Source organism: Bradyrhizobium manausense, assembly GCF_018129685.1.
Taxonomy (GTDB): domain Bacteria; phylum Pseudomonadota; class Alphaproteobacteria; order Rhizobiales; family Xanthobacteraceae; genus Bradyrhizobium; species Bradyrhizobium manausense_D.
This window is the reverse complement of the sequence record NZ_JAFCLG010000001.1, coordinates 820526-846404: the sequence shown is the minus strand read 5'-3', so window position 1 is coordinate 846404 and position 25879 is coordinate 820526. Positions and strand designations below refer to the sequence as shown.

27 protein-coding genes and 2 pseudogenes are annotated in these 25879 nt (G+C 62.0%); 13 read left to right on the top strand and 16 right to left on the bottom strand.

The features are described 5' to 3' along the window. Positions 1-16: 16 nt before the first annotated feature. Both JQ621_RS04190 and JQ621_RS04185 read right to left on the bottom strand, forming a co-directional pair. On the bottom strand, positions 17-697 hold the full coding sequence (locus JQ621_RS04190) for an SDR family oxidoreductase (RefSeq protein WP_212233132.1): 681 nt from the start codon (positions 695-697) through the stop codon (positions 17-19). 23 nt (positions 698-720) lie between these two features. Beyond that, complete coding sequence (locus JQ621_RS04185) at positions 721-1464, bottom strand: tyrosine-protein phosphatase (protein WP_212233131.1); 744 nt, start codon at positions 1462-1464, stop codon at positions 721-723. A 48-nt stretch (positions 1465-1512) separates the two neighbouring features. Here JQ621_RS04185 and JQ621_RS04180 point away from each other — a divergent pair, with 48 nt between their 5' ends. Continuing rightward, positions 1513-1824 carry an MliC family protein gene (locus JQ621_RS04180; RefSeq protein WP_212233130.1) on the top strand — a complete coding sequence of 104 codons (312 nt, stop codon included), beginning with the start codon at positions 1513-1515 and terminating at the stop codon, positions 1822-1824. Positions 1825-1933: 109 nt separating this feature from the next. Here JQ621_RS04180 and JQ621_RS04175 read toward each other — a convergent pair whose 3' ends face one another. Continuing rightward, positions 1934-2137 (bottom strand): DUF2735 domain-containing protein, encoded by a 204-nt coding sequence (locus JQ621_RS04175; RefSeq protein WP_212233129.1) that lies wholly within the window; start codon positions 2135-2137, stop codon positions 1934-1936. Positions 2138-2670: 533 nt separating this feature from the next. On the opposite strand from JQ621_RS04175, the gene JQ621_RS04170 reads away from it, so the two are divergent. From JQ621_RS04170 to JQ621_RS04150, 5 genes are all read left to right on the top strand, one after another. Next, positions 2671-3705, top strand: coding sequence for a glutamine synthetase beta-grasp domain-containing protein (locus tag JQ621_RS04170; RefSeq protein ID WP_212233128.1), 1035 nt, complete (start codon positions 2671-2673; stop codon positions 3703-3705). A gap of 197 nt (positions 3706-3902) precedes the next feature. Further along, entirely contained in the window at positions 3903-4604 is a 702-nt protein-coding gene (locus JQ621_RS04165; protein WP_212233127.1) for a GrlR family regulatory protein, read from the top strand. A gap of 18 nt (positions 4605-4622) precedes the next feature. Further along, the gene (locus JQ621_RS04160; RefSeq protein WP_212233126.1) at positions 4623-5306 is read left to right on the top strand and encodes a substrate-binding domain-containing protein; all 684 of its coding nucleotides are present in this window, start codon (positions 4623-4625) and stop codon (positions 5304-5306) included. A gap of 32 nt (positions 5307-5338) precedes the next feature. Further along, on the top strand, positions 5339-6160 hold the full coding sequence (locus tag JQ621_RS04155; RefSeq protein WP_212233125.1) for a tetratricopeptide repeat protein: 822 nt from the start codon (positions 5339-5341) through the stop codon (positions 6158-6160). An 81-nt stretch (positions 6161-6241) separates the two neighbouring features. After that, complete coding sequence (locus JQ621_RS04150; RefSeq protein WP_212233124.1) at positions 6242-6709, top strand: hypothetical protein; 468 nt, start codon at positions 6242-6244, stop codon at positions 6707-6709. Between the two features lie 180 nt (positions 6710-6889). Here the strand turns inward: JQ621_RS04150 and JQ621_RS04145 are convergent, their stop codons facing one another. The 3 genes from JQ621_RS04145 to JQ621_RS04135 are packed head-to-tail and all read right to left on the bottom strand — an operon-like array spanning position 6890 to position 8489. After that, a complete protein-coding gene (locus tag JQ621_RS04145) occupies positions 6890-7654 on the bottom strand; it encodes an alpha/beta fold hydrolase (protein ID WP_212233123.1) in 765 nt (254 codons plus the stop codon). Further along, positions 7651-7992, bottom strand: coding sequence for an ArsR/SmtB family transcription factor (locus JQ621_RS04140; protein ID WP_249124651.1), 342 nt, complete (start codon positions 7990-7992; stop codon positions 7651-7653). Before JQ621_RS04140 ends, JQ621_RS04145 begins: the two co-directional genes overlap by 4 nt. Before the next feature lie 29 nt (positions 7993-8021). Next, positions 8022-8489, bottom strand: coding sequence for an SRPBCC family protein (locus JQ621_RS04135; protein ID WP_212233122.1), 468 nt, complete (start codon positions 8487-8489; stop codon positions 8022-8024). Positions 8490-8779: 290 nt separating this feature from the next. On the opposite strand from JQ621_RS04135, the pseudogene fusA reads away from it, so the two are divergent. Further along, positions 8780-9034: pseudogene (gene fusA, locus JQ621_RS35310) on the top strand (elongation factor G); the annotation flags it as partial. Between the two features lie 108 nt (positions 9035-9142). After that, positions 9143-9577: a bleomycin resistance protein gene (locus tag JQ621_RS04125; protein ID WP_212233120.1), complete on the top strand. Its 435-nt coding sequence runs from the start codon at positions 9143-9145 to the stop codon at positions 9575-9577. 189 nt (positions 9578-9766) lie between these two features. Here JQ621_RS04125 and JQ621_RS04120 read toward each other — a convergent pair whose 3' ends face one another. From JQ621_RS04120 to JQ621_RS04105, 4 genes are all read right to left on the bottom strand, one after another. Continuing rightward, positions 9767-10735: an ABC transporter substrate-binding protein gene (locus JQ621_RS04120; protein WP_212233119.1), complete on the bottom strand. Its 969-nt coding sequence runs from the start codon at positions 10733-10735 to the stop codon at positions 9767-9769. 236 nt (positions 10736-10971) lie between these two features. Then, on the bottom strand, positions 10972-11949 hold the full coding sequence (locus tag JQ621_RS04115; RefSeq protein WP_212233118.1) for an ABC transporter substrate-binding protein: 978 nt from the start codon (positions 11947-11949) through the stop codon (positions 10972-10974). A 210-nt stretch (positions 11950-12159) separates the two neighbouring features. Further along, positions 12160-12561, bottom strand: coding sequence for a DUF1330 domain-containing protein (locus tag JQ621_RS04110; protein ID WP_212233117.1), 402 nt, complete (start codon positions 12559-12561; stop codon positions 12160-12162). A gap of 28 nt (positions 12562-12589) precedes the next feature. Beyond that, entirely contained in the window at positions 12590-13099 is a 510-nt protein-coding gene (locus tag JQ621_RS04105) for a hypothetical protein (protein ID WP_212233116.1), read from the bottom strand. A gap of 493 nt (positions 13100-13592) precedes the next feature. Between JQ621_RS04105 and JQ621_RS04100 the strand changes: the two genes are divergently transcribed. From JQ621_RS04100 to JQ621_RS04090, 3 genes are all read left to right on the top strand, one after another. Continuing rightward, positions 13593-14345, top strand: a complete 753-nt coding sequence (locus tag JQ621_RS04100) for an outer membrane protein (protein ID WP_212233115.1) — start codon at positions 13593-13595, stop codon at positions 14343-14345. A 68-nt stretch (positions 14346-14413) separates the two neighbouring features. Beyond that, positions 14414-14716, top strand: a complete 303-nt coding sequence (locus tag JQ621_RS04095) for a hypothetical protein (RefSeq protein WP_212233114.1) — start codon at positions 14414-14416, stop codon at positions 14714-14716. Positions 14717-15116: 400 nt separating this feature from the next. Further along, complete coding sequence (locus tag JQ621_RS04090) at positions 15117-16526, top strand: GSCFA domain-containing protein (protein ID WP_249124649.1); 1410 nt, start codon at positions 15117-15119, stop codon at positions 16524-16526. Between the two features lie 5 nt (positions 16527-16531). Here JQ621_RS04090 and JQ621_RS04085 read toward each other — a convergent pair whose 3' ends face one another. Further along, positions 16532-17626, bottom strand: a complete 1095-nt coding sequence (locus JQ621_RS04085) for an acyltransferase family protein (RefSeq protein ID WP_212233112.1) — start codon at positions 17624-17626, stop codon at positions 16532-16534. A gap of 204 nt (positions 17627-17830) precedes the next feature. Here JQ621_RS04085 and JQ621_RS04080 point away from each other — a divergent pair, with 204 nt between their 5' ends. Beyond that, positions 17831-19453 carry an ABC-F family ATP-binding cassette domain-containing protein gene (locus JQ621_RS04080; protein WP_212233111.1) on the top strand — a complete coding sequence of 541 codons (1623 nt, stop codon included), beginning with the start codon at positions 17831-17833 and terminating at the stop codon, positions 19451-19453. Between the two features lie 48 nt (positions 19454-19501). Here JQ621_RS04080 and JQ621_RS04075 read toward each other — a convergent pair whose 3' ends face one another. Beyond that, positions 19502-21727 (bottom strand): alkaline phosphatase family protein, encoded by a 2226-nt coding sequence (locus tag JQ621_RS04075; RefSeq protein WP_212233110.1) that lies wholly within the window; start codon positions 21725-21727, stop codon positions 19502-19504. Between the two features lie 255 nt (positions 21728-21982). On the opposite strand from JQ621_RS04075, the gene JQ621_RS04070 reads away from it, so the two are divergent. Beyond that, positions 21983-22858, top strand: coding sequence for an MBL fold metallo-hydrolase (locus JQ621_RS04070; protein WP_212233109.1), 876 nt, complete (start codon positions 21983-21985; stop codon positions 22856-22858). 153 nt (positions 22859-23011) lie between these two features. Here the strand turns inward: JQ621_RS04070 and JQ621_RS04065 are convergent, their stop codons facing one another. From JQ621_RS04065 to JQ621_RS04050, 4 genes and pseudogenes are all read right to left on the bottom strand, one after another. Beyond that, positions 23012-24103, bottom strand: coding sequence for a type II asparaginase (locus tag JQ621_RS04065; protein WP_212233108.1), 1092 nt, complete (start codon positions 24101-24103; stop codon positions 23012-23014). 225 nt (positions 24104-24328) lie between these two features. Next, a complete protein-coding gene (locus tag JQ621_RS04060; protein WP_212233107.1) occupies positions 24329-24577 on the bottom strand; it encodes a hypothetical protein in 249 nt (82 codons plus the stop codon). A 93-nt stretch (positions 24578-24670) separates the two neighbouring features. Next, complete coding sequence (locus JQ621_RS04055; RefSeq protein ID WP_249124647.1) at positions 24671-25576, bottom strand: dienelactone hydrolase family protein; 906 nt, start codon at positions 25574-25576, stop codon at positions 24671-24673. A gap of 146 nt (positions 25577-25722) precedes the next feature. After that, a pseudogene (locus tag JQ621_RS04050) lies at positions 25723-25845 on the bottom strand (alpha/beta hydrolase); the annotation flags it as partial. Positions 25846-25879 lie beyond the last annotated feature (34 nt).

Below are 25879 nucleotides of genomic sequence, written 5' to 3'. Positions count from 1 at the left end.
GTGCGCGGAAATGACTTTAAACCCGTCCGCTGACCGGAATCAGCGCTCCGGTAACGCCGCTCGCGGCGTCGCTGACGAGGAACAGGATCACCTCGGCGAGTTCCTGCGGCGTCACCCATTTGGCGAAGTCTGCATTCGGCATGTCGGCACGATTGGCCGCGGTGTCGATGATCGAGGGCAGCACTGCGTTCACCGTGACCTTGCCCTTCCATTCGTTGGCCAGCGCTTCGGTGAGGCGATGCACGCCCGCCTTCGATGCCGCATAGGGGCCCATGCCGGAGCTGGCCTGGAGCGCGCCCATGGCGCCGATATTGACGATGCGCCCCGCCTTCGAGGCGGCGAGATGCGGCAGCGCCGCGTGCGAGGTGTTGAGGGCCGTCAGCAGGTTGAGCGCATGCATGCGGTGCCACGTCTTGAGGTCGCCGTCGCCGACGGTCTCGAAGGCGAAGCCGCCAGCGATGTTGATGAGTGCGTCCAGCCTGCCGAAATGCTTTGCGGCAGCCTCGATCGCCGCTTTTGCCTGCGTCGTGTCGGACAGGTCGACGCCGCCGATCTCGATGCGCTCGGTTGTCGCCGGCAGTCGAGAGGGCGCGTGATCGATACCCGCAACCCGCGCGCCGCGTGACAGCGCGATATCCGCAACCACCTTGCCAAGCGCGCCGAGCGCGCCGGTCACGATCAGAACCTTGCCTTGCATCATCGATCTCCCGGCGCAGCCGCCTACGATTGAAGATAACGCTCTTTCAGCGCGGTTCGTTCGGCTGCCCCAAGCTTGAGGCCGTCCCGCAGGTAAGTTTCGACATCGCCGTAGTCGCGGCTGACGGCATCGAAAGCGGCATCGAGGTAGGAGGCGTTGACCGAGCCGATGGCGTCGAGAGCGTCGGCGGGCAGATCGGAGACGCTCGACACGTCGCGCTTGTAGTGGCGATTGGTCAGCAAATAATCCTCTGCAATGACGTCATCGGGAACGCCGAGCGCGTGCAGGATCAGTGCGCTGGCAAAGCCGGTGCGGTCCTTGCCGGCAGTACAGTGGATCACGAGCGGGGCGCGGTCCTCCAGCAGATGGCCGAATAACATGCGGAAGCTGTGCGTGTTGTGGCGGACATAGTTGCGATAGGACTCGCGCATCAGCTCGGTCGCGACCGCTCCAGTGAGCGCGCCCCTGGCGAGTTCGGCGCGCAACGAAGCCACCACCGTCGGTTCGATCGGCAGCGAATGCACGGTGATCTCATTCACGACGCAAACGCCGGCCGTACGCTCCTCCAGCCCACGGAAGTCGAACGCGCTCTTGACGCCGAGTGCACGGACGATCTCGATGTCATCAGCGGTAAGCTGGCCGAGATGATTGGAGCGGAAGATGTGGCGCCATCGCGTGGTGCGGCCGTCCCTTGTGGCGTAGCCGCCAAGGTCACGAAAATTGCTGGCGCCTTGCAGGGCGAGGTGACGGGCAGGGGAGTCTGACATTGGAGCTGCTTTTGTTATGTTGCCGACGGACCATTACAGGGGGCGATCATGGACCGGCACAAGGCCATTCTTTTGGGAATCATCATGCTGTCGGCTGGAATTTCCGGCGCGCGGCACGCCGACGCGCAGACGTTTCGGAGCTACCGCTGCGTCGATGGTACGCAGTTTATCGTAGCGTTTTATGACTACGACAATCGCGCCTTCCTGCAGATCGACGGCGAGCCAATCACGCTGGCCAAGCGACTGACGGTCTCGGGCGCGCGCTATTCGGCGGCGGGGATCACGCTGCGGATCGACAAGACGGGAGACGTCACGGTCAAGCATCTGAAGCGGCCGGTTACGGCCTGCTCGGTGATCTGACGGACGGCGTCCGGAATCAAAAAGGGTCGAAACTTCGTTGTTTCGACCCTTTTTCAAACTTCCGCTGAGCGCTTGAACGAGCGCGACGGTCTTAAACCAGGCACTGGCATTAGCGTTCCCATTTGGGCTTTGCTTCGTCGACCGCGTCCTGGTGGTACCAGCTGTCGCTGCAGATCGTTGCGTTCGCAGGAAGCGAAACGCGATCGGCAGGAAGGCCAGTATCGCCATAGCGGCGCCCCGCGAGAGCCGCACGGCCCCCGACAGGGAATTGGTAGATCTTCGCAGATCCGTGACTCAGTCCATTGTTCATCATTGCGGTTGCTCCTGGGTCGAAGCGCCTTTGGCCTCCATGGTGCGCCCGACTCGTTCTGATGTGGTTACTGGAATCCCCATATCGGCCTCGCACTCCCAAAAGCAAAGTGCTGAAAAGGAAATCAGTTTCCGCTCAATTCTTGGGCAGACGGCGGTCTGCACCCCGGAAGGCACGGTGCTGGTGGCTAACGCGTAGGCCATTCCAAAGGTTGCGAGGCAAAGACGTCGGCTTTACGAAAGTTACCGGACGTTGATGCGCGTTTGATCGGCAGCGTCCGGCAGTGGGTCGCCTGCTCCGGAAACGGGCGTTTTCCGCAGGATTTTGCAGTGCAGCTTCACGGAAAGGTGCGCCGCTATGACGCACGCCGTTGTGGGCGATTTCTGTCCGAGGGCGGCGATTGCCGGCGGTGGAAAACCTGCCGCGCTGCGGCCTTTTGGCACGCAAAATGCTTGTAAGCAGTCGGCCGATGATGGCCGGGTACAAACGTGCGGGGCTCTCAACCCCACCTTTCGCATCATCTACAGAGAGGCTCAATGACCAAGTACAAGCTCGAGTACATTTGGCTCGACGGATATACGCCGACTCCGAACTTGCGCGGCAAAACTCAGATCAAGGAATTCGCGTCGTTCCCGACGCTCGAGCAGCTTCCGCTCTGGGGCTTCGACGGCTCCTCCACCCAGCAGGCCGAAGGCCACAGCTCGGATTGCGTGCTGAAGCCGGTCGCGGTGTTCCCGGACGGCGCCCGCACCAACGGCGTGCTGGTGATGTGCGAAGTCATGATGCCTGATGGCAAGACCCCGCACCCCTCCAACAAGCGCGCCACGATCCTTGACGACCCCGGCGCCTGGTTCGGCTTCGAGCAGGAATACTTCTTCTACAAGGACGGTCGCCCGCTCGGCTTCCCGGCCTCCGGTTATCCGGCGCCGCAGGGCCCGTACTACACCGGCGTCGGCTATTCGAACGTCGGCGACATCGCCCGCAAGATGGTTGAAGAGCATCTCGACCTCTGCCTCGCGGCCGGCATCAACCACGAAGGCATCAACGCGGAAGTCGCCAAGGGCCAGTGGGAATTCCAGATCTTCGGCAAGGGCTCCAAGAAGGCCGCTGACGAAATGTGGATGGCCCGCTACCTGATGCTGCGACTGACCGAGAAGTACGGCGTCGACATCGAGTTCCACTGCAAGCCGCTCGGCGACACCGACTGGAACGGTTCGGGCATGCACGCCAACTTCTCCACCGAGTACATGCGCAACGTCGGCGGCAAGGAGTATTTCGAGGCGCTGATGGCTGCCTTCGACAAGAACCTGATGGACCACATCGCCGTCTACGGCCCGGACAACGACAAGCGTCTGACCGGCAAGCACGAGACCGCGCCGTGGAACAAGTTCAGCTACGGCGTGGCTGATCGTGGTGCCTCGATCCGCGTTCCGCACTCCTTCGTCAACAACGGCTACAAGGGCTATCTGGAAGACCGCCGTCCGAACTCGCAGGGCGACCCATACCAGATCGCTTCGCAGATCCTGAAGACGATCGCCTCGGTGCCGACCGAGAAGAAGGCGGTCGCCTAAATCCTCCCGGCCCGGGGCAGGGGCTGGCCCGGGTTGGCTTTCAATCCGCCGGAGCTGAAAAGCTCCGGCGGATTTTTGCGTTCCGATGACAGCGCTGGTGGTGGGTCTGGCGGCCAAGCCGGCGTGGAGCCTGTCCATCCCGGCCCAAACCGGGATAGAGTATCCTCAGGATGCGTGCGGGGCCGGGGACACGGCTGGTGTTTGAAGGCTTCTACAAGGTGCGGTTTCAGCTCGGCGACGCGGTCGGCCGAAGCGTGATGCATGCCGGCAATGGCAAGATGCTCGGCGGCAATTCGGCGTTCGCCCATATCGGCACCTACGAGAAGACCGAAGGCGGCGTCGACATCGTCATCAAGACCGTGCGCCACAACCCCGATCCGAACTACCGCGCCATGGCCGGCACCGATGATGCGACCTTGATCGCGAAGGGCTGGGCGGATGGCGATCTCTACCGTTTCAAGGGCGAGCTGAAAGAGCTGCCAGGCGTTCCCTTCCAGTCGGTGATGACGCCGATCACCGAGGACGAGGTGCCGATTGCCGGTGGCGTCGGCGAGGCCGGAATTCCCGACGGCCTCTATTCGATTCACCTGCGCATGCTCGATGGCCTCGATGGCGGCCTCACCGGCGTCATGCTGCTCAACCAGGGGCGCATCCTCGGCGGCGATGCCGCGTTCTATTATCTCGGCAGCTACACCGCCGCGAACGGCCGCTGGAAGGGGCAGATCCTCAACCAGGAGCACACGCCGGCCAAGGACGATCCGATCTTTGGCGGCCACGAGGTCGGCATCGGCTTCTCCGGCACCTATGACGGCGATCAGGCGGTGCTCGAAGCAACGGCGCTGGCCGGCAAGCGCAGCCTGCGCCTGACCGCCGCGCTCAAGCTGATGCATCGCGCCTGATCACCCGGGAAATCGGCCATGGACAAAGTTCGCATGCTCTCGACGCTCGGCCTGATGGGGGCGATGCGCAGCCTGTCCGCCGCGTTCGAAACGGCAAGCGGCATCCACGTCGATGCCGACTTCGCACCGACGCTGGCGCTGCTGAAGCGCCTGCGCGCCGGCGAGGCCGCTGATCTCGTCATCCTCACGCGCGAAGGGCTGGGCGAGATGATCGCCGAGGGCCGCGTGATCGCGGACAGCGCCGCGGACCTCGCGCGCTCCTATGTCGGCCTTGCCGTCCGGGCGGGGCGGCCGCATCCCGATATCTCGAGCGAAGCCGCGCTGCGCACAGCGCTGCGCGCGGCGCGGTCCGTCGCCTATTCGCGGCTCGGCGCGAGCGGCGTGTACTTCGCCCAACTGATCGTGCGCATGGGCATCGCAGATGACATCAACGCCAGGGCCACGATCGTCGAGCAGGGCTTTACCGCGGAACGGCTCGTCAGCGGCGAGGCCGATCTGGCCGTGCAGCAGATCAGCGAGCTCAAGCAGGTCGAAGGCATCGAGGTGATCGGCCCGGTCCCGCTCGATTTGCAGACGCCCGCGGTGTTCTCCGCAGGCCGCATGGTGGAGGCGAAGCAGGCTGGCGCCGCTGACCGGCTGCTGCGCTATCTGGCATCACCCGAGGTCGTGCCGGTGCTGCGCCAGTCCGGACTCGAGCCTTGAAAACCCCTCTGAGGGGATGCAATTTGGCGGCCATGCGCGTTCATGTCCTCGTAGCTCTGATCGCTCTTGCAGCGCCCGTCGCCGCGCATGCGCAATCGGCCGACCTCGTCCTGTGCGACCGTGTCGCCGCCGATCCAAGCGACCCCGACAAGCCGGCCGACGTGAAGGGCGTGCCCGACATCGCCCCCTCCGACGTCGCGACCGCCATCAAGTTCTGCAAGCAGGCGGGCGCATCGTCGCGCCGCGCGATGTATGCGCTCGGCCGCGCCTATGCGGCCAACCGGCAGACGGCGGAGGCGCTCGCCGCCTGGCGCAAGGCCGCGGACAAGGGCTCGAGCGCGGCGATGGTCGAACTCGGCGTCGCCTATGGCACCGGCTCCGGTGTCGCGAAAGATGAAGCGCAGGCGCGAAAGCTGTTCGAGAAGGCGGCGCAGGCCGGCAACCCCCGCGGTGTCTCCAACCTCGCCGCGCTCGGCAGCGCCGGCGGCGGGATGCCTGCCGATCCGGCGCAGGCGCGCGCGCTGCTCGGCAAGGCCGCGGAGACCAATGCGGAGGCGCAGTACCAGCTCGGCCTGATGCTCTCGAACGGCAATGGCGGCGAGAAGGACGATGTCGCAGCCCGCGCGCTGTTCGAGAAGGCGGCGGCACAAAACCATCCCGGCGCGCTGGAGCGGATGGGTGCCTTCGCGCAGGAAGGCCGCGGCGGCGCGAGGGACAAGGACGCCGCAAAGGCCTATTACGAGCGCGCCGCAGCGCTCGGCGACGAGGACGCCAAGAAGGCGCTGGAGCGGCTGCGCTGCCCCTATGCGATCAAGGACAAGCAGGGCAAGCTCGTCACCACGCTGTGCTTCTAGCTTGCGTTCCTTGATCAAGCGCAAGGCTCTCCCGCATCGGCGCATCGTAGACTGCGTCTTCAGAAAGACCGGAGACTTGCAATGATGGCTCGAGGGTGGGTGCTGGCGCTGGCCAGCCTGGCCGTGTCGACGACCGTGGCGGCACAGGACCTCAAATCGCCGTCCGCGGACCAGTACGTGCCGCGGCTCGGCGACATCATGAGTGCCGCGCAGACGCGTCATCAGAAGCTCTGGCTCGCCGGCAAGGCGCAGAACTGGGCGCTCGCGGCCTTCGAGCTGAATCAGCTCAAGGCGAGCCTGGTCGAGGCCGCCTTGCTCTATTCCGGCATCCCTGTCAGCAATGTCACGACGCTCGAGCCATCGCTGCAAGCGACATCCGACGCCATCGCGGCGAAGGACGGCCGTAAATTCGCGAGGTCCCTGGGTGATCTGACCGAGGGCTGCAACGCCTGCCACCGGTCGATGGGCCGCAGCTTCGTCGTCATCAAGGTTCCCTCCGATCCGCAGCCGTTCGCCAATCAGCAGTTCGCGCCGCAGGCCAAGCCGTGATGGACGAGCCGGGAGCGACTTGGCGTGACGAAAAATGCCGACCGAACAACGAGTCGAAAAAACAACCCCATGCACAGTAGCGAAGCGATTGAAATTCAGGGCAGTCCGGGACGACGATCGGTCTCTGCGGATTTTACGAAATTTGCTTGACCCGTCGGGCAAAACAGGCGTATGTTGGCATCATCGCAGGAGGGCTCCGAGAGCGCCATCCGGCTGCTGATGAAAGAAAGCTCGCGCAGCTTCAAAGATTGCCTCTCGGGCCTGATCATCGTTGATCGAAGGTCGGCCGTCGCCGGACTGGGGTCCATAGTTTCCGAACTGGCTATGGGCCATGCCTGCGATACGAACAATTCGCGCACCGGCTGGCAATTCCCCCGAATGTTGCGCGATCGTCTCAGGTGGCATGACGCCGTCGTTGCCCGCCGCAATGGTGAGCACGCGGAGCCGCGATGCCGAAATATCGGAGCCACAATAGGTCCCAAGCAACACCACGCCCTGAAGATCGTCCAGGTGATTGCGCGCGTAGTAGCAGGCCACTGCGCCTCCAAGTGAATGTCCCGCCACATACCACTGCTTGATTCCGGTCAATTGCCTGCGCATGTCGTCGGCTTGCCCGATCGAGAAGGCCGCGACGTTCAGGCGCGGCCGTCCAATGACAATATTCACCCGGGCGTTGCTGGAGAGCGCGGCGAGCTTGGACAGATACGCCTTCGGCTCGATCCGCAGACCCGGATAAAACAGGAGGCCGATCGCCGAGGGGACCGTGGACGGGCGAATGACAAGGAAGCCGTCGCGTTCGCCGATCACGACGCCGGGATCATTCAGGGCGCTGGCCTCGGCAATAGGCTCAGCCTTGTAGGTATCCAGCGCCCATACGACAAAGCCACATCCGAGAAGCGTCGCAAGTCCCAGGCCGACGCCGATCGCGACCAGCGCCGTCCTCACGTGTCGTCCTCCTCAAGGATGGTGCCGAGTCGATCGAGACGCCGCTCCCACGACGTCCGGCAGTCCCTGACCCAGTATTCGAGGGTCTCAAACCCTGTCGCATCCAGGCTGCACATGCGCACGCGCCCGTTCTTGTGGGACGTGAGCAAGGCGCAGGACTGGAGGATACGCAGATGCTGGGTCACAGCCGTCACTGTGATATCGAGCGGCTTGGCGAGTTCCGATACGGACATGGGGCCCGTGCTCAAGAGCCGAATGATCCGGCGCCGCGTCGTATCACCGAGGGCATCCAGGATTCGATCAACCTTGCCGACGCGCAGGGCCATGGACGTGGCCATCGACGTACTCCCATTGCTGTTGCCGCGGTCTAGACGACCGGTTCAAGTCGATCGAGGAGCGCGCGCCATCCGGCTTCGCGGAGTTTGGGGCCATCGGCACCCTCGAAGAAGACGGCCTGGTGGGTCAACACAAGAAGCGTCTCCGAATTTTTAGGGCGGAATTCCGCGGTCACGAGAGATGCCGATATCCGCCTGTCTCCTAACGTCATCGAGGACGCCGTAACAATGCGGCGATCCGCGACGATATCCAGAATGCGCCCGTCATAGGCGAGTGCGACCGAGGCAAAGGGAGTGCCCTTCCTGAAGCGGTACAGGGCGCGCTCTTGCCCTCCGACTTCGAAATCCATGCTGTAGTGCTCGACGTCGTGGTCAGGGCTTTCGGCAAACCAGCGGCGCTTTCTGGACGTATCGGAAAAGGCCTCAAAGGCCTTGGTCACCACCTTGGGGTAGGTGCGCTCAATGACGAACGTGTCGTGGATGATGGATTGATCGGTCATTGCTATCCCGCTCATTAGTGAAGTTATGACTTCAGTATTGAGGCGAAACGAAATAGTCAAGTGAAGACTTCAGTATGGCCGCCCGCGAGGCAAGACGTCAGTCACCGGACTCCTGTCCTGCTGGAGCGATCCATGAGATCGACAGCTCCGCGATCTGCGTACATCCGCATGGCGGATGCATCACAACGAGCCGGTGCCAACCGTGTTGCTGGACCGTTCAAGGCAACGGTGGTAACCTTGGGTTGAATTCACGCAGGCCCAGTTCGAACGCGGAGCAGACGATGAGCGTTGAGCCGATCATGAAGATCGAAGTGGTGACCCCGGACGACTGCACGGGCTCGGTCATCGGCGACCTGAATTCGCGACACGGCCGGATTCGGAGCCAAGACAAGCGTGGCAGCGCCAACGTCATCACCGCGATGGTGCCACTCGCGAACATGTTCGGCTACGCGGATAGCCTGCGCGCCATGAGCGGAGGGCGTGCAACCTTCACCATGGGTTTCGATCGCTATGCTGTGACGCCTGCGCCATCGAACGACGCTTAAGTCATCGAATTCCGACTAACTCATATTGAAATCGGGGCTTTCAGATTCAAGACGTCCGAGCCGGGATTCGCCATACATCGCATACGGACTTTCGGAAGGCCAGGCACGATGGAAAGATCAGTAGACAGATTGCCGACTGGCGGCTTTGCGCGGCTCGTTCCCGAGCTAGACGTGTTCGACTTGGGACAGAGCAAGACTTTCTGGTGCGATGTCCTCGGCTTCCAGATTGCATATCAACGACCTGAGAGCAGCTTCATGTATATCGAGCTGCAAGGATCGCAGGTCATGCTCAATCAACGAAATGGCAATTGGGAAACTGGCGACCTACAGCGCCCACTGGGGCGCGGGATCAACTTCCAGATGTTCGTTGTTTCGGTTGAGCCTTTGCTCGGCGCACTCGAGAACGCCAATTGGCCTCTCTTCGGGGAGTGTCACGACGCGTGGTATCGCGTTGCAGGAGAGCAGCGCGGCAACAGGCAATTTCTGGTGCAAGATCCTGACGGGTACCTCTTGCGCTTCGCGCAGGATCTGGGAGAGAGATAACCTCTTGGGAGAACCTCTTCCTCAGCCTATTCTGACCAAGGCGGGGTCTGGGCATCCACGTCCGCAAAGTGCAGAAGGCGGCCTCCTGGCAGGCCCCGTTTTAGTCACGACCGCTTCCGGTCGATCAAGTGGGTTTGGCGATCGCGACAAGCTTCCGGTCCGCTCCCATCGGCGGACGTGAAAGTTTCCTCACTCAATCACTTCGTCGGCCGTGGTTAGAAGCGCCGGTGGAAATGTCAGGCCCAACGTAGCGGCAGTCTTCAGATTGATCACGAGATCAAATTTGACAGGCTGCTCGACCGGCAAATCGGCGGGATTCGCGCCGCGCAAGATTTTGTCGACATAGTTCCCAGCTCGGGCGAACAGGTCTTCAAAGCTCGGACCATACGACATCAGGCCTCCAGACCTGACGTGCTCGGGCAAGCCATGCATCGTCGGCAAACGAGCTTCGAGCGCCAATGCATTGATCGCGATCTGATTGACGCTCACGAAAGGATGAATAATCACATAGAGCGCCTCGACCTTGTCTTTCACTGACGAAATCGCCTGGGCAACGTCATCAAGCTTAGTCACCGTTAGCGGCAAGACCTCGATGCCGTGCAGTTGCCCGGCCGCGGTGACCTGCTCCGTTTCCGGGACACGCTTGACGTCACTAGCGACGCCGAGCACGGCGACGTGACGAAGCTGGGGGACAGCGTCAATCAGAAGCTGCAGACGCTTTCCGCCAAGCTCCTGTCCAATCTGCGATAGCCCGGTCACCCTGCCGCCCGGATGCGACAGGCTGGAAATGAACGGCGATGCTGCGACCATCGCCGTATGAACAATGGGCGTCTCGGGCGCCGCCTGCTTGAGTACGACGACTCCGTCGTTGATCGACGTCACAAGAACAGAGGCGTTGAGCTGGACGAATTCTGCCGCAAAGCCAGGGTAGCGCTCGGGATGGCCGGCGGCCCAACGATATTCAAGGCGAACAGTCTGACCATCGATCCAGCCAAGCTCGCCCATGCGTTTGGTGAAAGCGGCGACCCACCTGCCGTGCGACTGCTCGCTGCCGGGGATAAGAAAACCGACCGTCGGCAGCCTGTTCGCTTGCTGCGCGCCCGCTACGACTGGGTATGCCGCAGCCAGAGCGCCCGCAATGAAATCTCGGCGTCTCATGCTGTTCTCCCGCTTCTCGCGAACAGCATCTTAGACCTGCAAGACGACTTTAAAAGTGGTTGTACCGACTTTCGGCACACGCGAGATTTCGCGGTTTATGTCTCCAAAGGGTCAACAGCGCCAGTTTCGGCCGTGGGCAGTCAGGTCCGGTCAACCCTCAACTTCGGACATGGCCATACAACGCTCAGAGGGTCGCGAAGGGCCATCTGCGGGCCATGCACCGCAGCAAATTCTGCCTATTCGATCACCTCGTCAGCAATGGCGAGCATTGTCGGCGGAACGGTGAGGCCAAACGCTCCCGCGGTTTTGACGTTGATCACCAACTCGAATTTGGTCGGCTGCATGATCGGCAAGTCGGCAGGCCGCGCCCCTTTGAGAATTCTGTCGACGAAATCGGCGGCGCGCCGAAAATCGTTCTGCAGGCTGGATCCGGAAGATTGCAGGCCGCCGGCAACGACGAAGTCGCGGATTGGGCAACTCGTCGGTAAGCCGTTTGCGAGGGCAAGGGTCGCAATCTTCGTCCGATTGGCGACCGTCAGTGGGTTGATTGTAACGAACAACGCGTCAGCGCGCTCCGGCAGTCCAATGAATACGCTATCAATGTCATCTGCCGTGGCGACCTCGACTAGCTGCGGCGTCAGACCGATCCTTGTGGCATTGTCGCGGGTCTGGAGCCAATAGGTCGGCGTCCCCGGATCACGGGAATCCGCAAGCACAGCGACGCGCTTGGTCGCCGGCGCTATTTCGACGAGAAGCTGAAGGCGTTTTGCTACGAGGTCGAGCGACACATTGGACAGTCCCGTGACGTTGCCGCCCGGCCGCGCCAAGCTTTGCGCGAGGCCGAACGCAACGGGGTCTCCGACTGCGACCATTACAATAGGTAGGCTATCCGTCGCGGCACGAGCTCCATTGGTCACGAGAGAACCGCCCGTGACAAGAAGATCGACTCTCTCGGCCAGCAATCCGGCCATGATACCGGGCAGTTGCGCCGGCTGATTCTCAACCCAGCGGTCGAGGACCGTCATATTCTCGCCGTCACGCCAGCCCAGTTCTCGCATGCCTTCGAGAAAAGACACCAGGAACGAACCGTTTGCCTGTGCCAACCCTGGGTCGATAAAGCCAATCACCGGGCCGCGCTTCTTTTGCCCGCGCGCCGCGAGCGGCCATGCGACCGCGGAGCCGCTTACCAGTGAGATGAAATCGCGTCGTCTCATGTGCCCCCAAATCGACGGGCTAAACCTATCATTATGAGCGGGACGCCAAAACCAAGTTGTGCAAAATAAATAAGGTGGTGAGGTCCGAATAGGGTCAAAAGCGCCGGTTTCGGCCGCGGGCAGTCAGGTCCGGTCTGCCCTCACTTCGGACATGACCAGGCACCGCCCGGACCGTTGCGAACGGCCAATTGAGACACTGGCCAGCGGCTTTCAAGAGCCCGGAAACGCCCAAACGTTTATGGTGGCGGCACCATCGCGCAGCTTCTTTATCGGCGCATAGTCTGGAGAATTCCAGAAGGCACGGATTGCCTCCATGTCCGGAAACTCGAACATCACCACCGGCCGCGTATCGTGATCGCCTTCGAACACTTCGACCTTTGCACCTCTTGCGGCAATTTTCCCGCCGAAGCTGGCGATGAAAGGAACAACCGCTTCGCGGTATTTTTGATATTGGGGCTCGTCTGTAATTGTTGCTTGAACAATGAAATATGCGGGCATGGATGCGCCTTGCTCAATTTGATTGCGGTCCTGAGTGATATGATCGTAGAGGGCCGGCCGTGAGTTGTCGACACTGCCGATGACCGCTTCGGTTCGATCGCGTCTGGCGATCAACGACGAGGTTCCGGTCCACTTCCACGCTTCACTTTGCTCGTGCACCGAGTGCGTAGGAGTGGCAGGCCCCGTCGGGAAATGGAATCTTGCTCAAGTCAAAGTCTAATTTTGAAAACCGCGAATAGCAGAATGCTTGCTTCTGCGAATTGAAATGAACAGAGTAAGTGCACCGATTTTCCGGTGGAGCGGCAGCCGGACCGCGGCAAGCTTCCCAAAGCTGATAAGTCCCGTCGAATTTTGTAACATCCAATTGAACGACATCGAACCCATCCTTTTCCTCGCTTGTCGCGACAAACACGCATCGCTTTTCTGGAAGCTGACGAATCTCCATCCGTGAACTTCGATCATCAAGTTCTTCGAGAGTGGCGGAATCATTTGCCGTACTCGTCAACTTGTATGAGGACTCACCGCGAGGTCCATGAATGAGCATGGCAACATCTGGCAAAATCGCCGCAGCGCCCTTCGATTGTCCGGATTGCGCATGGCTTATCGGGGCGACGCAAATTGTTGCAGCGAAGGCAAGAACGATCCGGTTCAAAGTGCTGCTCCAAACAAGCTTTCGCTTCACGTGAGAGCCCGGCGGCAGACATCGCCCTTTCGCGCGGCACCCTATCGATTATCGGTTTTGGGCTGCCTAGGCGTGATTGGGTTGTTAAGCGAGTTGCGGCAAGCCTTAAGGCGCAGAATGCTCAATTTTCGATGAAGCGGCTGCGACTTCCGCCATGGGTGCAATCGCTTCGGTTTGGCGATCAGCGACAAGCTTCCGGTCCGCTCCCATCAACGGACGCGTAGCCGCACGGCGTCAACGGAAGAGATGAGCCATGAACGGGCTCAGGCGCCGCTTCCGAAAGAGGGAGAAGTTCACCGTCCAACCCAAATAATCGCGAAAATAGATCGCCCGGGGCGGAGCCCAACTCGGCGGACGTCAGTTCCATTTCCAGCAACTGTGGCGGTAGAACTACAGCCCGGCCAGCCAAGAGGGAGTAGATGTAAGCGTAGATTGAAAATTGTTTAATTTTTGGGGATCCGGCATGAGCAAGCATTTCTGGGGAAGCCTGTTGGTTGCGGCGTTGCTGGGCGGGCCGGCGGTTGCCGCGGATATGCCCATGCCGGTCAAGGCACTGCCTCTACCGGTCGCAGTCTATACTTGGACTGGCTGCTACATTGGCGGCAGCGGTGGCGGTCTGTGGGCTCACAAGCGCTGGACTGACGCGGATAACCTCAGCACAACCTTAGGCAGTGTACGGTTTAATCATACCGCAGGCGGCGGAATGGTCGGCGGCCAACTCGGTTGCGACTATCAAGTTGGTCGTTGGGTGTTCGGCATTGAAGGCAGCTATCATTGGGCCGATTCCAACGCGACATCGAATGACTTGATTTTCACCAATGTGAGCGGGACGACCAATGTCAGCGGCTTCGGGACGGTTACAGGCCGTGTCGGTTACACGATTGTCGATCAGGCGCTGATTTATGTACGTGGCGGCGTGGCGTTCGAGCGTGACCGCTACTCGACCAACAACTTGACCACCGGTGTTCAGTTGACCTCTGCGAGCGAAAACCGAACGGGCGGACTCGTTGGCGTCGGTTTCGAATATCTATTCTTGAAAAACCTGTCCGCCTTTGTCGAATATGATTACGCCGATATGGGAAGCCGCGACGTCAACTTTTCCTTCCTTACCCGTCCGGGCTCTACCACCTATTCGATCCGGGAGCGGAAGGATATCGTGAAGGTCGGGATAAACTACCACTTCAACCTGGCTCAACCGGTTGTTGCCAAGTACTAGACCCGCGCGATCATGAGCTTCGAAAAGGCCTTGGCAGCGCCAGGGCTTTTTCAATTGGAGATAGTGACGTGAAGCGAATGATGATCCTCGGTTTGCTATCGATTCCGAGCATAGCATATGCTGACCCTCAGCTCGGCGACCGGACAAGCTGTGAGCTCTATGCGCAGTCCGCCCTGGAGCAATATCTTCAAATTCGCAAAATCCCAGGCTGCTACAAGGGTGACAACGGCCGCTGGCACACCAATTACGACAGACATTACTCTTGGTGCATGAGTGTCCTGCCGCCAGTGCTCGAACGCGAGAAGGATATCAGGGCTTCTTCGATTGCGCGCTGCATGGCCGAGAATGATGATCACGTCAATCAGGACTAGGACGCTCCCCGCGCGAAACACCTGTCCAAACGCGATCTCCCGACGAACTACCTGATATTGCCTGATCCAACGGAACCAGCCCGGATAACATCAGCAGCCGAACAGTCAAATATGCGGCGACGCGTAACCAGCTGGCCCGTTCCGTGGCCAACTGATTTCTGGGTGTTGTCCGCCGTTGCCGGGGCCGCGAGTGGCGGCCCGCGGGTCACCCCGCGGTCGGGTCCTGCGACCCCGGCAGGGCCTGGGCAAGGGGGTGCCGGGCCACCCGATTTGGTTAACACTCTCTTTACGAGAATCAGAGCCTGCTCGGGTACAAACAACGAGCCCTTCGACCGTCCCAGTTGCGCGTACCGATCGTCTGTGGCCCGGCATGCATGCCATCGGCAACCAGGGGTGCAATTTGAGCAAGAACGCGAAGCCTGCGGCTCCCAGCAAGCTCGAGCTGTTGACGAGCCAGCTCACGCAGCTCGGCAACAAATATATCGAGGACAAGGACTACATCAGCGCGCAGCTGACCTTCAGGAAGCTGCTGCAGCTGGACAGCAAGGACGTCAACGCGCGCTTCATCTATGCCCATCTCATCGAGGATGGCACCCACAAGAAGCACGCCGAGGCGCGCGATCTCCTGTTGTCGATCCTGGACGACCATCCTGATATCCTCAACACGCCGACCGAGGACAATCTGAACCTTGTCAGGGGCGCGGCCCTGAGGTGCAGCAATATCGGGCCCAATGACAGGGCCATCGACCTGCTTCGCAAGCTCGCCCGTCAATCAAATCGCGCCGACGACCATTTTCATCTCAGCGAGGTCCTGACGCGGTGCAACGCCTTCGAGGAGTCCATTGCGAGCCTTCAAAAGGCGATGCAGCTCGATCCCAGGGGGTTCGACACCGAGGCGAACAGGGAGACCCTGAAATTTGCCAGGTCCCAACTGAACAAGGCCGCCTCCGGCAGCCCAAAGGACAGCAAGAAGGTCGGCCGCTATCCGGAGACCTCAGACTTCACGGGAGATCTTCGCAAGCTGATCCGCAACCACATCGCGGTCAATCTGAACAGCGCGCCGAAATTCATCGAAAAGAGCACGCGCTTCTTCACCATGGGATCGTGCTTCGCCAGGAACCTCTCCAAGAACCTGATCGAGAGCGGCTACACCAGCCACCACATGGAGATCTCGGAGTACATCAACACGACCTTCGCCAACCGGGTGTTCGTCGACTGGCTCCGCGACGCCGATATCGACGAGACCATCAAGGCCAGGTTCGTCGAATTGCTGCCTGCGGGCTGGAGCAAGGAGAACACGCTTCAGGCCATCAAGAGCAGCGATGTCTTCATCCTGACCCTCGGTGTCGCTCCCGCCTTCTTCGACAGGGACACCGGCAGCTTCGTGCTGCCGCGCCCGAGCGCCCTGAATTCGCGGGCGCTTGCGGAGAAGTATCTGTACCGCACCACCAGCGTCCAGGAGAACGTCGACAACGTTCTCTACCTCCTCAACTTCGTCAGGAGCGTTGCGCCCGAGATCAAGATCGTCGTCACGGTCTCTCCGGTGCCGTTGCAGGCGTCCTTTGAATTCGAGTCGGCCGTGCAGGCCGACTGCCTGTCGAAGAGCACCATGCGGCTGGCCGCTCATGAGGTGGTGAACAATTCTGATATCCAGAACATCTTCTACTGGCCGTCGTTCGAGATCTTCCGATGGGCGGGATCGAATGCCGGCGATTTCTACGCGGCAGACGACGGTGCGGCCTGGCACGTCTCCGAGGACAAGGTGTCGAGCACGATCAGGGCGTTCGTCGAGATGTTCTCTCCGGCGTGAACGGCTTACGCGGTCGCCAGCGTCTTTCGGTCGCGCCACCCCAGGATCGGCCGTTCGAAATAATGGTAGAGCCCGGCGGCGAGGATCAGGCAGATGCTCGCATAGAGCACGGCCGAGACGAGCGTCGCCCATGACGCGTGCGGCTCCATTCGCCAGAAGGAGTGGATCACGATGATCACGGGAAGATTGATCAGATAGAGCGAGTACGACCATTTCGACAAGGCGGTGACGCCCGCCAGCGTCGCGTTGGGGAGCTGGACAAGGCCGACGCCGGCGACGATGAGCAGGGCGACCGAGAGCTGCACGAGGTTGAACAGCAACGTTCTGGCGAAGAAGCTGTGATCGAGCTCGCCCTGAGGCTGCGCCAGAATGAGAACCGAGAACGCAAGGATGACCAGGCCCGCCACGAACAGCGCCGGCTTGTGCGACGGCCTGATCCACCTGAGGGCGATATAGGCGAACACACCGGTCATGATGGCATCGAGCCTGAAGATCGCGACCTTCCTGATGCCGGCCTCCATCGTCGGCTCGAACAGGATGACCGCGCCGATCCGTGTGGCCAGCGACACCAAAAACACGAAAGCGCCCGCCGCGATGAAGGTTCGCGTCGTCCGACCGTGCACCTTGCTGAAGGCCATCACGATCAGCGGAAAGAACAGATAGAACAGCTCCTCGATGGCGAGGCTCCAGGACTCCGGAAAGAACGGTGGAATGGGATGCGCGAAGTTCTGCAGGAAGGCGAAATAGGGGGCCAGCGGCGGAAGCCCCGAATTCTGGTAGATCAGGATGTTGAGCCCGAGGAACAAATAGTAGCTCGGCAACGTCCGGATCCAGCGGCGGGCCCAGAAGGTCGGCAGCAGGCTCTGCCAGGACGCGCCCGATGCGACCTGCTCGAACAGGATGCCGCCGACCAGGAATCCGGAGAGGACGAAGAAGATCTCCACGCCGAGCGTCGCCGTGACATTGGCGAACACGCTCTCCTCGGGGTGTGCGAAGAACCAGCTGCCATGCGAGGCGAGCACGAGGCTCACCGCCAGCGCGCGCAGCAGATCCAGCCATCCATCGCGGCTGCCGGGCGGAGGCGATCTAGTCTCTTTCACTCAACGACCTGCCAGAGGCGCAAAAAGCGCGCCATTGTCGGTCGGGATTGGTTACGATTGTCCTATGAGGCATGGGGCGGGTAGCGGCGCGGGGCGGCGGCTCCGGATCTAGCAAAGGCCAGCGGGCCTGACCGGGCTTCCCCTGGGGGCTTGCATGGCCTATTACGCTGCAACGCAAAAATCCCCCCCCCCTTAAAGACCCCCATGATCCGCCTCGACAACGTCAGCAAGCAAGCCGGCCACCAGATCCTGTTCATCGAAGCTTCCGCCGCCCTCAACAAGGGCGAGAAGATCGGCCTCGTCGGCCCCAACGGCGCGGGCAAGACCACGCTGTTCCGGATGATCGCCGGCGAGGAGCTGCCCGACGAAGGGCAGGTGTCGACCGATCGCGGCATCACCATCGGCTATTTCAACCAGGACGTCGGCGAGATGAGTGGCCGCAGCGCCGTCGCCGAGGTGATGAATGGCGCAGGTCCGGTCAGCGAGGTCGCAGCCGAGTTGCACCAGCTCGAGGCCGCGATGGCCGACCCCGACAAGGCCGACCAGATGGACGAGATCATCGCGCGCTATGGCGAGGTGCAGCACGCTTTCGAGGAGCTCGACGGCTATGCGCTCGACGGCCGTGCGCGCGAGGCGCTGTCCGGCCTCGGCTTCAGCCAGGAGATGATGGACGGCGACGTCGGCAAGCTCTCGGGCGGCTGGAAGATGCGCGTGGCGCTGGCGCGGATTCTTTTGATGCGCCCCGACGTGATGCTGCTCGACGAGCCGAGCAACCATCTCGATCTCGAAAGCCTGATCTGGCTGGAGAAGTTCCTGCACGATTACGAAGGCACGCTGCTGATGACCTCGCATGACCGCGAGTTCATCAACCGCGTCATTTCGAAAGTGATCGAGATCGATTCCGGCTCGCTCACCACCTACGCCGGCAATTACGAGTTCTACGAGCAGCAGCGCGCGCTGAACGAGAAGCAGCAGCAGGCGCAGTTCGAGCGCCAGCAGGCGATGCTCGCCAAGGAGATCAAGTTCATCGAGCGCTTCAAGGCGCGCGCCTCGCATGCGGCCCAGGTGCAGAGCCGGGTGAAGAAGCTCGACAAGATCGAGCGGGTCGAGCCGCCGCGCCGCCGCCAGACCGTGGCCTTCGACTTCCCGCCGGCGCCGCGCTCGGGCGAAGACGTCGTCGCCTTGAAGAACGTGTACAAGGGCTATGGCAACAAGCGGATCTATGACGGGCTGGATTTCATGATCCGCCGCAAGGAGCGCTGGTGCGTGATGGGCGTCAACGGCGCCGGCAAGTCGACGCTGCTCAAGCTCGTCGCGGGCGCAAGCGAGCCGGACGAGGGCACCGTGGCGCTGGGGGGCAGCGTCAAGATGGGCTATTTCGCCCAGCACGCGATGGATCTGCTCGATGGCGAGCGCACCGTGTTCCAGTCGCTGGAAGACCAGTTTCCGACCGCGGGGCAGGGCTCATTGCGCGCGCTCGCCGGCTGCTTCGGTTTCTCCGGCGACGACGTCGAGAAGCGCTGCCGCGTGCTCTCGGGCGGCGAGAAGGCTCGGCTGGTGATGGCCAAGATGCTGTTCGATCCGCCGAACTTCTTGGTGCTGGACGAGCCGACCAACCATCTCGACCTCGCCACCAAGGAAATGCTGATCAATGCGCTGGCCGATTTCGAGGGCACCATGCTCTTCGTCTCGCATGACCGGCATTTCCTGGCGACGCTGTCGAACCGCGTGCTCGAGCTGACGCCTGAGGGCATCCACCAATACGGCGGCGGCTATACGGAATACGTCGCGCGCACGGGGCAGGAGGCGCCGGGGTTGCGGTCGTAGTGGGGATAGGCGCCGATCGGCGCCTATCCGATCCAGCCTCGATCGAGACTACCGCAAGATCTCGCCCAGCACCTCGCCGTCGACCCCGCGCGGCCTGACGCCCAGGATCTGCATGATGGTCGGGGCGACGTCGAGATTGTGCATGCGGCGGATGGTGACGTTGTCACGGATCTGCGGGCCGGAGGCGATGAAGGTCGCGCTCATGACCGGCAGCTTGGGATCGTGGCCGTGGGCGCCGTAGAAGTTGGGCATCGACAGCGCCGTCGTGACGGCGCTGAACGGCGCATCGCCGAGGCGGGGGACGCCGGGGTTCTGGATGCCGTCGAAATTGTAGCCCGGCGCCATCAGCGCGAACACATCGCCGAAGTCCTGGCCGATGGTCTTGCTGGTGCACTGGCCGAGCCCGGCGTCGCACTGGGCGGGGCGGGTCTCCACTATGGTGAAGATCTTTCCGCTGTCGAGCGAGAAGTTGAACTTCGGATTCGGGTCGACCGCGTTCCGAACGGCGGCGGTGATCTGTGCCAGCAGCGCCTGGTAGGTCGCCGGATCGACGGCGCCGCCTTGCTCGCGCTGCTGCAGATTGATGTAGATGTTGACCGCCGGGCCTGAGGTGCGGATTGCCACCTTGCTGGTGTCGATGCCGGCATTCTTCAGGATGTTGATCATGCTCACCGAGGTGTGGAACGGCGCAAAGCCGTGGTCCGAGACGACGATGACGTTGCTGTCCGGGCCTGCCGCGTCCATGATCCGCTTCACCGCCTTGTCCGCGGTCTGATAGGCAAAGCGGATATAGGAGGCATAGCGCGCGACCTTGGCGGGATCCTGATTGGCGCCGGTCGAGTTCGGGTCCTTCGGGTTGGTGCCCTGACGGGGATCGGTGAGCAGGAACTGGTGCTCGGAGCCGTCGGGCTGCTCGATATAGACCATCACGAGGTCGGCATCGGGATGATTCTGGATCGCGCGCTCGCCGATCCTGGCCTGGTAGCGCACGAAGGTCTTCACCATGTCCTCGAACATCGCCTCGATCTCGACGTCGGGGAAGCTGGTGAAGCCCGGGCTCAGCCGCTCCGGAATGCGGAAGTCCGCCTGCGGACGCCAGAACCCGATGCTGTCGTTGATGTCATCGACATCGGCCAGAACAGGCGTGTTGCGCGGGATGTAGTTGGCGCCGTAGCGGGCGAAGCGCACCACGGAAAGATCAGGAGCAAGCTGCGAGACGAAGTAGGCCGCGCCGACCTTGGCGCCGCTGCCGTCGAAGAAGAATGGCGCGTTCTCGCCGCCGAACTTGACATAAGCCGGTCCCGTCGCCGGCGCCGCGAACGGCCCTGCCGTAATGCCGCGCGTGGCGTCGAAGAACACCAGCGTGTCGTAGTTCACGACGTTGTCGTTGGTGGTATCGATGGCTGCAACGCGCATGGCGTATTTGAGGTCGAGCGTGGCCGCGTTGCTGGAGCAGGTCGCGGTCGTGGTCGAGGCGCAAGAGAAGGTCTCGATCGGATTTGCCGTCGCCAGCACCGGGCTGTACGAGAAATGGCCGGCGGCTTGCAGCGCCGTTGCGATCGCCGCGTCAGGGGCGAAGTCCGCTTGCGTGAGCGAAAAGCCCTGGGCGCCGATGCCGCCGAATGCGCCGAACGGCACGGTGTAGTCGGTGACGCGGACCGGCTGTGCCGGTTGCACCACTGTGCCGTTGATCGAGATGTCCGCGCCGTCGCCGCCGGGCCAGGTTGCCGTCGCGACCTTCTTGCCGTGCTGGCGCAACTGCACCCATAGCGGCAACGCCGTTGGCTGCGATGTGGGTCCAAGCGGGCTTTCGAGATAGCCGCCGATGGGCGCTGCGAAGCCGCTGATGCTCGATGTGCTCGCTCCGACGATTGCCTGGAAGGTGTTGGAAGGAATGTCGTTGTGGACGGAGGTCGAACCGGTGGCAATCTCGATATGCGAGACCGCGGTGAGCGAGGGCGAAGCCGTGATGTTCTGTATCGCAATTGCGCCATGGCGGCTCAGCCGCGCCAGCCCGCCGTCGCGCGGCAGCACGCCTTCCTCGATGAATTGCTGGATGAAGTCAGGCTTGGCGCCGTCGAGCGAGATCAGCACAACCCGTGGCGAGCGATGCCCGTGATGCCCGTCATGGTCGTGGTCATGGTCGCGCGAATTGTCGGACCCGCGGTCGCGGCCGTTGTCATCGTCTGCGGCGTGAACGGGCACAGCGGCCCCGGCCAACGATGCTGCGAGCGAGAGCGACGATAACAGAGTGAAGAGCCTTTTCTTGTCCACGTGCTACCCCGTATTCTTGCGACGCAATCTGTGCGCGTTTCACCTGGAATGACACGTCGAGTATCAAGCGCGTCCGACGACGCGCGTATGACGCTTGAGCGACGCGTCTGCGTCGCTGCGAGATCTCTGTCGCAAGTGTCCAATCGATTATCGCTGCTGTGCGCGTACGGGGAACCCGGCAATGCAGGCCCGCGCTCTCGAGCCTTGAACGCGGCGAACTCGTTCGTTACGCTTGGGAAAAATCGGGAGGGGTGCGTGAAGCAGCTGAGGATCGGTGACATCACCATCGATGCGGTGATTGAGCGGGAAGGGCCGTGGCGCCGGCCGCAAGATTTTTTTCCAGGATATGACGACGACGTGTTCAGGCAGCACCTGCCGACGATGGAGCCGGAGGTCTTCGACGCCGCGCGCGGCATGATGGTCATCACCTACCAGACATTTGTCGTGCGCACGCCGCGCTACACGATCCTGGTCGACACCTGCACCGGCGAGGACAAGGGCCATCCGCCACCGTTCGACTTCCCCGGCAAGGAGCGCTGGCGCAACGAATTGTTCGCGCTCGGGATCGGCTTCGAGCAGATCGACTACGTCTTCTGCACGCATCTGCACATCGATCACACCGGCTGGAACACAACCTTGCGCGACGGCCGCTGGGTCCCGACGTTCCCGAACGCGAAATACGTCTTTCACAAGGGCGAATACGCGGCCTGGGAGGCGGAGCACGCCAAGGGCAACAACCCGCCCGGCACGGTGTTCCGGGACAATTGCCTGCCGATCGTCGAGGCCGGCCAGGCACTGCTCGTCGACGATGATTATGCGTTGGACGACACCGTCACGCTGACGCCGACGCCAGGGCATTCGCCCTGCCATTGCTGCGTCAACATCTTTTCAAAGGGGCAGCGCGCCGTGGTCGCCGGCGACCTCATGCATCATCAGATCCAGTGCCGCGAGCCGGACTGGTCGGCCAGGCCCGATTGGGATTCGAAACAGTCGGCGGTTTCGCGGCGCAAGTTCTTTGCTTCCGTCGCGGATACCGACACGCTGATCCTGCCGATTCATTTTCCGGCGCCGACGGTCGGCCTGATCAAGCCGCTCGGCGCCGCCTTCGACTACCGCTTCAAGCGGGAGTAGGGCTGTTCTTGGCGTCGTGCCCGGGCTTGTCCCGGGCATCCACGTTCTTGTTTCCACAGGGCGAAGGACGTGGATGGCCGGGACAAGCCCGGCCATGACGAAATCGTAGAGCGTCTGTGGAATAGGATAAAGGGTGACTACGCTTCGGATGTCTTAATACGTATAGAACATCCGCTGGATTTCCTTGGTATCGGTCGTCTTGGTCAGCGCCAGCATCAGCAGGATGCGCGCCTTCTGCGGATTGAGCGTATCGGAGACGACGAAGTCGTGCTCGTCGTCCTTGGCTTCGCCATTGCGCGCGACGATGCCGTTGCCGACACGGCTGCTGCGGACGATCACGACACCCTTCTTGCGGGCTTCGTCGAGAGCCGGCTCGACCGCGGGCCGGGCCAGGCTGCCGTCGCCCACGCCGGCATGCACGATCCCCTTGGCGCCGGCCGCGACGAACGCGTCGACCGCGACGCGGTTCATGTTGGCGTAGCCGTAGACGATGTCGACTTGCGGCAAGACATCGAGATTGGAGACGTCAAACTCGGAATCCGCCGTGTGCCGGCGGGTCGATTGCCGATAGAAGTACGGCTTGTTTCCCTGCATGTAGCCGAGAAAGCCAAGCTCCGGCGTGCGGAACGTGTCTGCCGTCGAGGTATTGTTCTTGGTGACCTCGCGCGCCGCGTTGATCTGATCGTTGAGGGCGACGAGAACGCCCTTGCCGACGGCCTCCTCGCTGCCTGCGAGGATCACCGCGTTGAAGAGGTTGATCGGTCCATCCGCGCTGATCGCCGTCGAGGGCCGCATCGCGCCGACGATCACGACCGGCTTCTTGCTCTTGACCACGAGGTCCAGGAAATAGCCGGTCTCCTCGATCGTATCGGTGCCGTGCGTGATGACGATCCCGTCGACGTCGTCCTGCGCGAGCAGCGTATTGACGCGCTTGGCAAGCTTCAGCCAGTAGTCGTTGTTCATGTTCTCGCTGGCGATCTGGAAAACCTGCTCGCCCTTGACGTTCGCTACCGTTTTCAATTCGGGGACAGCGTTCAGGAGGGTGTCGATGCCCACCGTGGCCGCGGTGTAACCGACCACGGTGGTGCTGCTGGCCCCGGTGCCTGCGATCGTGCCGCCGGTTGCGAGAACCATGACGTTGGGCAGGCCGACGCCTCTCGCGTTCGCGACGTCAGAATTGACGAGCAGCGCGAACAGCACGCTCACTGTCGCCATGATCGGATGATGTACTCGAAGTTGCCACATCTTGACGTCCCTTCGCTGGAAAGCCTGATCGATGCGCCCCATTTCACTCAGCAACGACATGATCCGTCAGCCGGCGGATTCTGTCCAGGGTGGTGATGATCTGATCTTGCGCGTTCGGCGCGTCCTCGCTCCGATTGCTAGGCACGCAAATGGCCGGGACAAGCCCGGCCATCGCGAAAGTTCGATTGCTGATCGCTCGCCGATGAAGCGGCGAATGCGCAGGCGTTAGGCGCCCATCTCGCACTTCTTCATGAAACTGTTCTTGGCCGCGCCAGCGAGCGGCTTGCCGTCGGAGCCGACGGCCTTGGGCGTGCAGGCGTCTTCCTTGCACTTCTTCATGAACGAGGTCTTGGCTGCGCCGGCGAGCGCCTTGCCGTCCTTGCCGACGGCTTTGCTCTCGCAGGTGTCATCGGCCAGCGCCGAGCCCGCTGCAAAGGTGGCAACGATCGCAGCCAGGACAATTCGCTTCATCATTGGGTGTCTCCCTGAACCAAAAATGGCATCCGGATTGGAGCCCGGAATCACGGCGCAATCAAGCGGCATCGCGGCGCAGTATCGGTCCTTGCTTCATTTTTTCCAGCGATCGAGGATGCCAGCGGCCTTGACGAGGGCATCGTTCATGGCGGCCTGATTCCCCGGCGTGGATTGCCGGCTCGACGACGGCTCGTCGAAATCATGGGTCGCGCCGGGATAGAGAGTGACGTCGATCGGGCTGCCAGCCTGTCGTGACCGGTCGGCGACGTGCTGGCAGATGTCTGGTGAGACCTCTTCGTCGTCGGCGCCGAGGAACATCGCAATCGGCACCGTGGTCACGATGGTCGACGCGAGCAGTGCCGCCTGTCCGCAGCCCGGATAGAAGACAAGGGCGCCGCGATAAGCGTTGTTGCGCTGCTGGTTTCCTTGCTGGTTTCCTTGCGGGCTTCCTTGCCGGCTTTCTTGCCGAATGATCACGTTCAGCGCGGTGCTTCCGCCGTTGGACCAGCCCTGAAGATAGACCTGACCGGGAACGACGTCGCCGCGACCGCGCAGATAGGCAAGCGTGCCTTCAGCGTCGAGCGGGCGCACCTCGGTTTCGTTGACTTCGGCGCGGTCGGGGTCGCTATGGGTGAAGCGGCCAAAGCCGTGCGCCTTGCCGCGCGGACCAAAGCTGTCCGGCAAGATAGCCAGATAGCCACGTGCCGACCAATATTCGCCCCACATCGCATGGCGCTTTGACAAGGTGCCTGCATTGCAGGGCGAGGCATTGCCGGCACCGACAAAGGTGCAACCGGCATTGTCGTTGCTGGAATAAGGGCCTGCGCGTCCGTGCAGCATGACGATGGCGGGCCAGGGACCCTGCGTTCTCGGCAGGAACACATAGCTCGTGAGCGAAGTGTGGCCGTCGGCACTCGGGAAATACACCGTCTGCGGTGCTGCATGGGCTGATACGACCGGCAGCAGCACGGCGAGCAGGCTGACAAGAAGCTGACGCAACAATCTGATGCAGCCTGTTTGCAGCATGATCAGACCCCGCGCGCCGGCAGCACCCTGAAGTCGGCCGGGCGCTTGGCATCGCCGCCAAATTCCGCGGCGCGGTCGAACACGTCGCAGGCGGCCGTGAAGGCGACGCGCGAGCCGGCGGCCCTGCGCGCGGCAGCCAGTGCGCGCAAGGATTGGCGAGCGCTCTGTGGCGTCATCGGGGTGACTCGTAGCGGCAGCTTCGGAATGATCTCGGCGATGACCGGATCGAGCGCTGCAGCCATGATCGGGTCCTCACGGGGGCCTTGGTCCTGCTTG

Coding starts and splice junctions, on each gene's coding strand:
- JQ621_RS04190 (WP_212233132.1), bottom strand. CDS start 697: ATGCAAGGCAAGGTTCTGATCGTGACCGGCGCGCTCGGCGCGCTTGGC.
- JQ621_RS04185 (WP_212233131.1), bottom strand. CDS start 1,464: ATGTCAGACTCCCCTGCCCGTCACCTCGCCCTGCAAGGCGCCAGCAAT.
- JQ621_RS04180 (WP_212233130.1), top strand. CDS start 1,513: ATGGACCGGCACAAGGCCATTCTTTTGGGAATCATCATGCTGTCGGCT.
- JQ621_RS04175 (WP_212233129.1), bottom strand. CDS start 2,137: ATGATGAACAATGGACTGAGTCACGGATCTGCGAAGATCTACCAATTC.
- JQ621_RS04170 (WP_212233128.1), top strand. CDS start 2,671: ATGACCAAGTACAAGCTCGAGTACATTTGGCTCGACGGATATACGCCG.
- JQ621_RS04160 (WP_212233126.1), top strand. CDS start 4,623: ATGGACAAAGTTCGCATGCTCTCGACGCTCGGCCTGATGGGGGCGATG.
- JQ621_RS04155 (WP_212233125.1), top strand. CDS start 5,339: ATGCGCGTTCATGTCCTCGTAGCTCTGATCGCTCTTGCAGCGCCCGTC.
- JQ621_RS04150 (WP_212233124.1), top strand. CDS start 6,242: ATGATGGCTCGAGGGTGGGTGCTGGCGCTGGCCAGCCTGGCCGTGTCG.
- JQ621_RS04140 (WP_249124651.1), bottom strand. CDS start 7,992: ATGGCCACGTCCATGGCCCTGCGCGTCGGCAAGGTTGATCGAATCCTG.
- JQ621_RS04135 (WP_212233122.1), bottom strand. CDS start 8,489: ATGACCGATCAATCCATCATCCACGACACGTTCGTCATTGAGCGCACC.
- JQ621_RS04125 (WP_212233120.1), top strand. CDS start 9,143: ATGGAAAGATCAGTAGACAGATTGCCGACTGGCGGCTTTGCGCGGCTC.
- JQ621_RS04120 (WP_212233119.1), bottom strand. CDS start 10,735: ATGAGACGCCGAGATTTCATTGCGGGCGCTCTGGCTGCGGCATACCCA.
- JQ621_RS04115 (WP_212233118.1), bottom strand. CDS start 11,949: ATGAGACGACGCGATTTCATCTCACTGGTAAGCGGCTCCGCGGTCGCA.
- JQ621_RS04100 (WP_212233115.1), top strand. CDS start 13,593: ATGAGCAAGCATTTCTGGGGAAGCCTGTTGGTTGCGGCGTTGCTGGGC.
- JQ621_RS04080 (WP_212233111.1), top strand. CDS start 17,831: ATGATCCGCCTCGACAACGTCAGCAAGCAAGCCGGCCACCAGATCCTG.
- JQ621_RS04065 (WP_212233108.1), bottom strand. CDS start 24,103: ATGTGGCAACTTCGAGTACATCATCCGATCATGGCGACAGTGAGCGTG.
- JQ621_RS04060 (WP_212233107.1), bottom strand. CDS start 24,577: ATGATGAAGCGAATTGTCCTGGCTGCGATCGTTGCCACCTTTGCAGCG.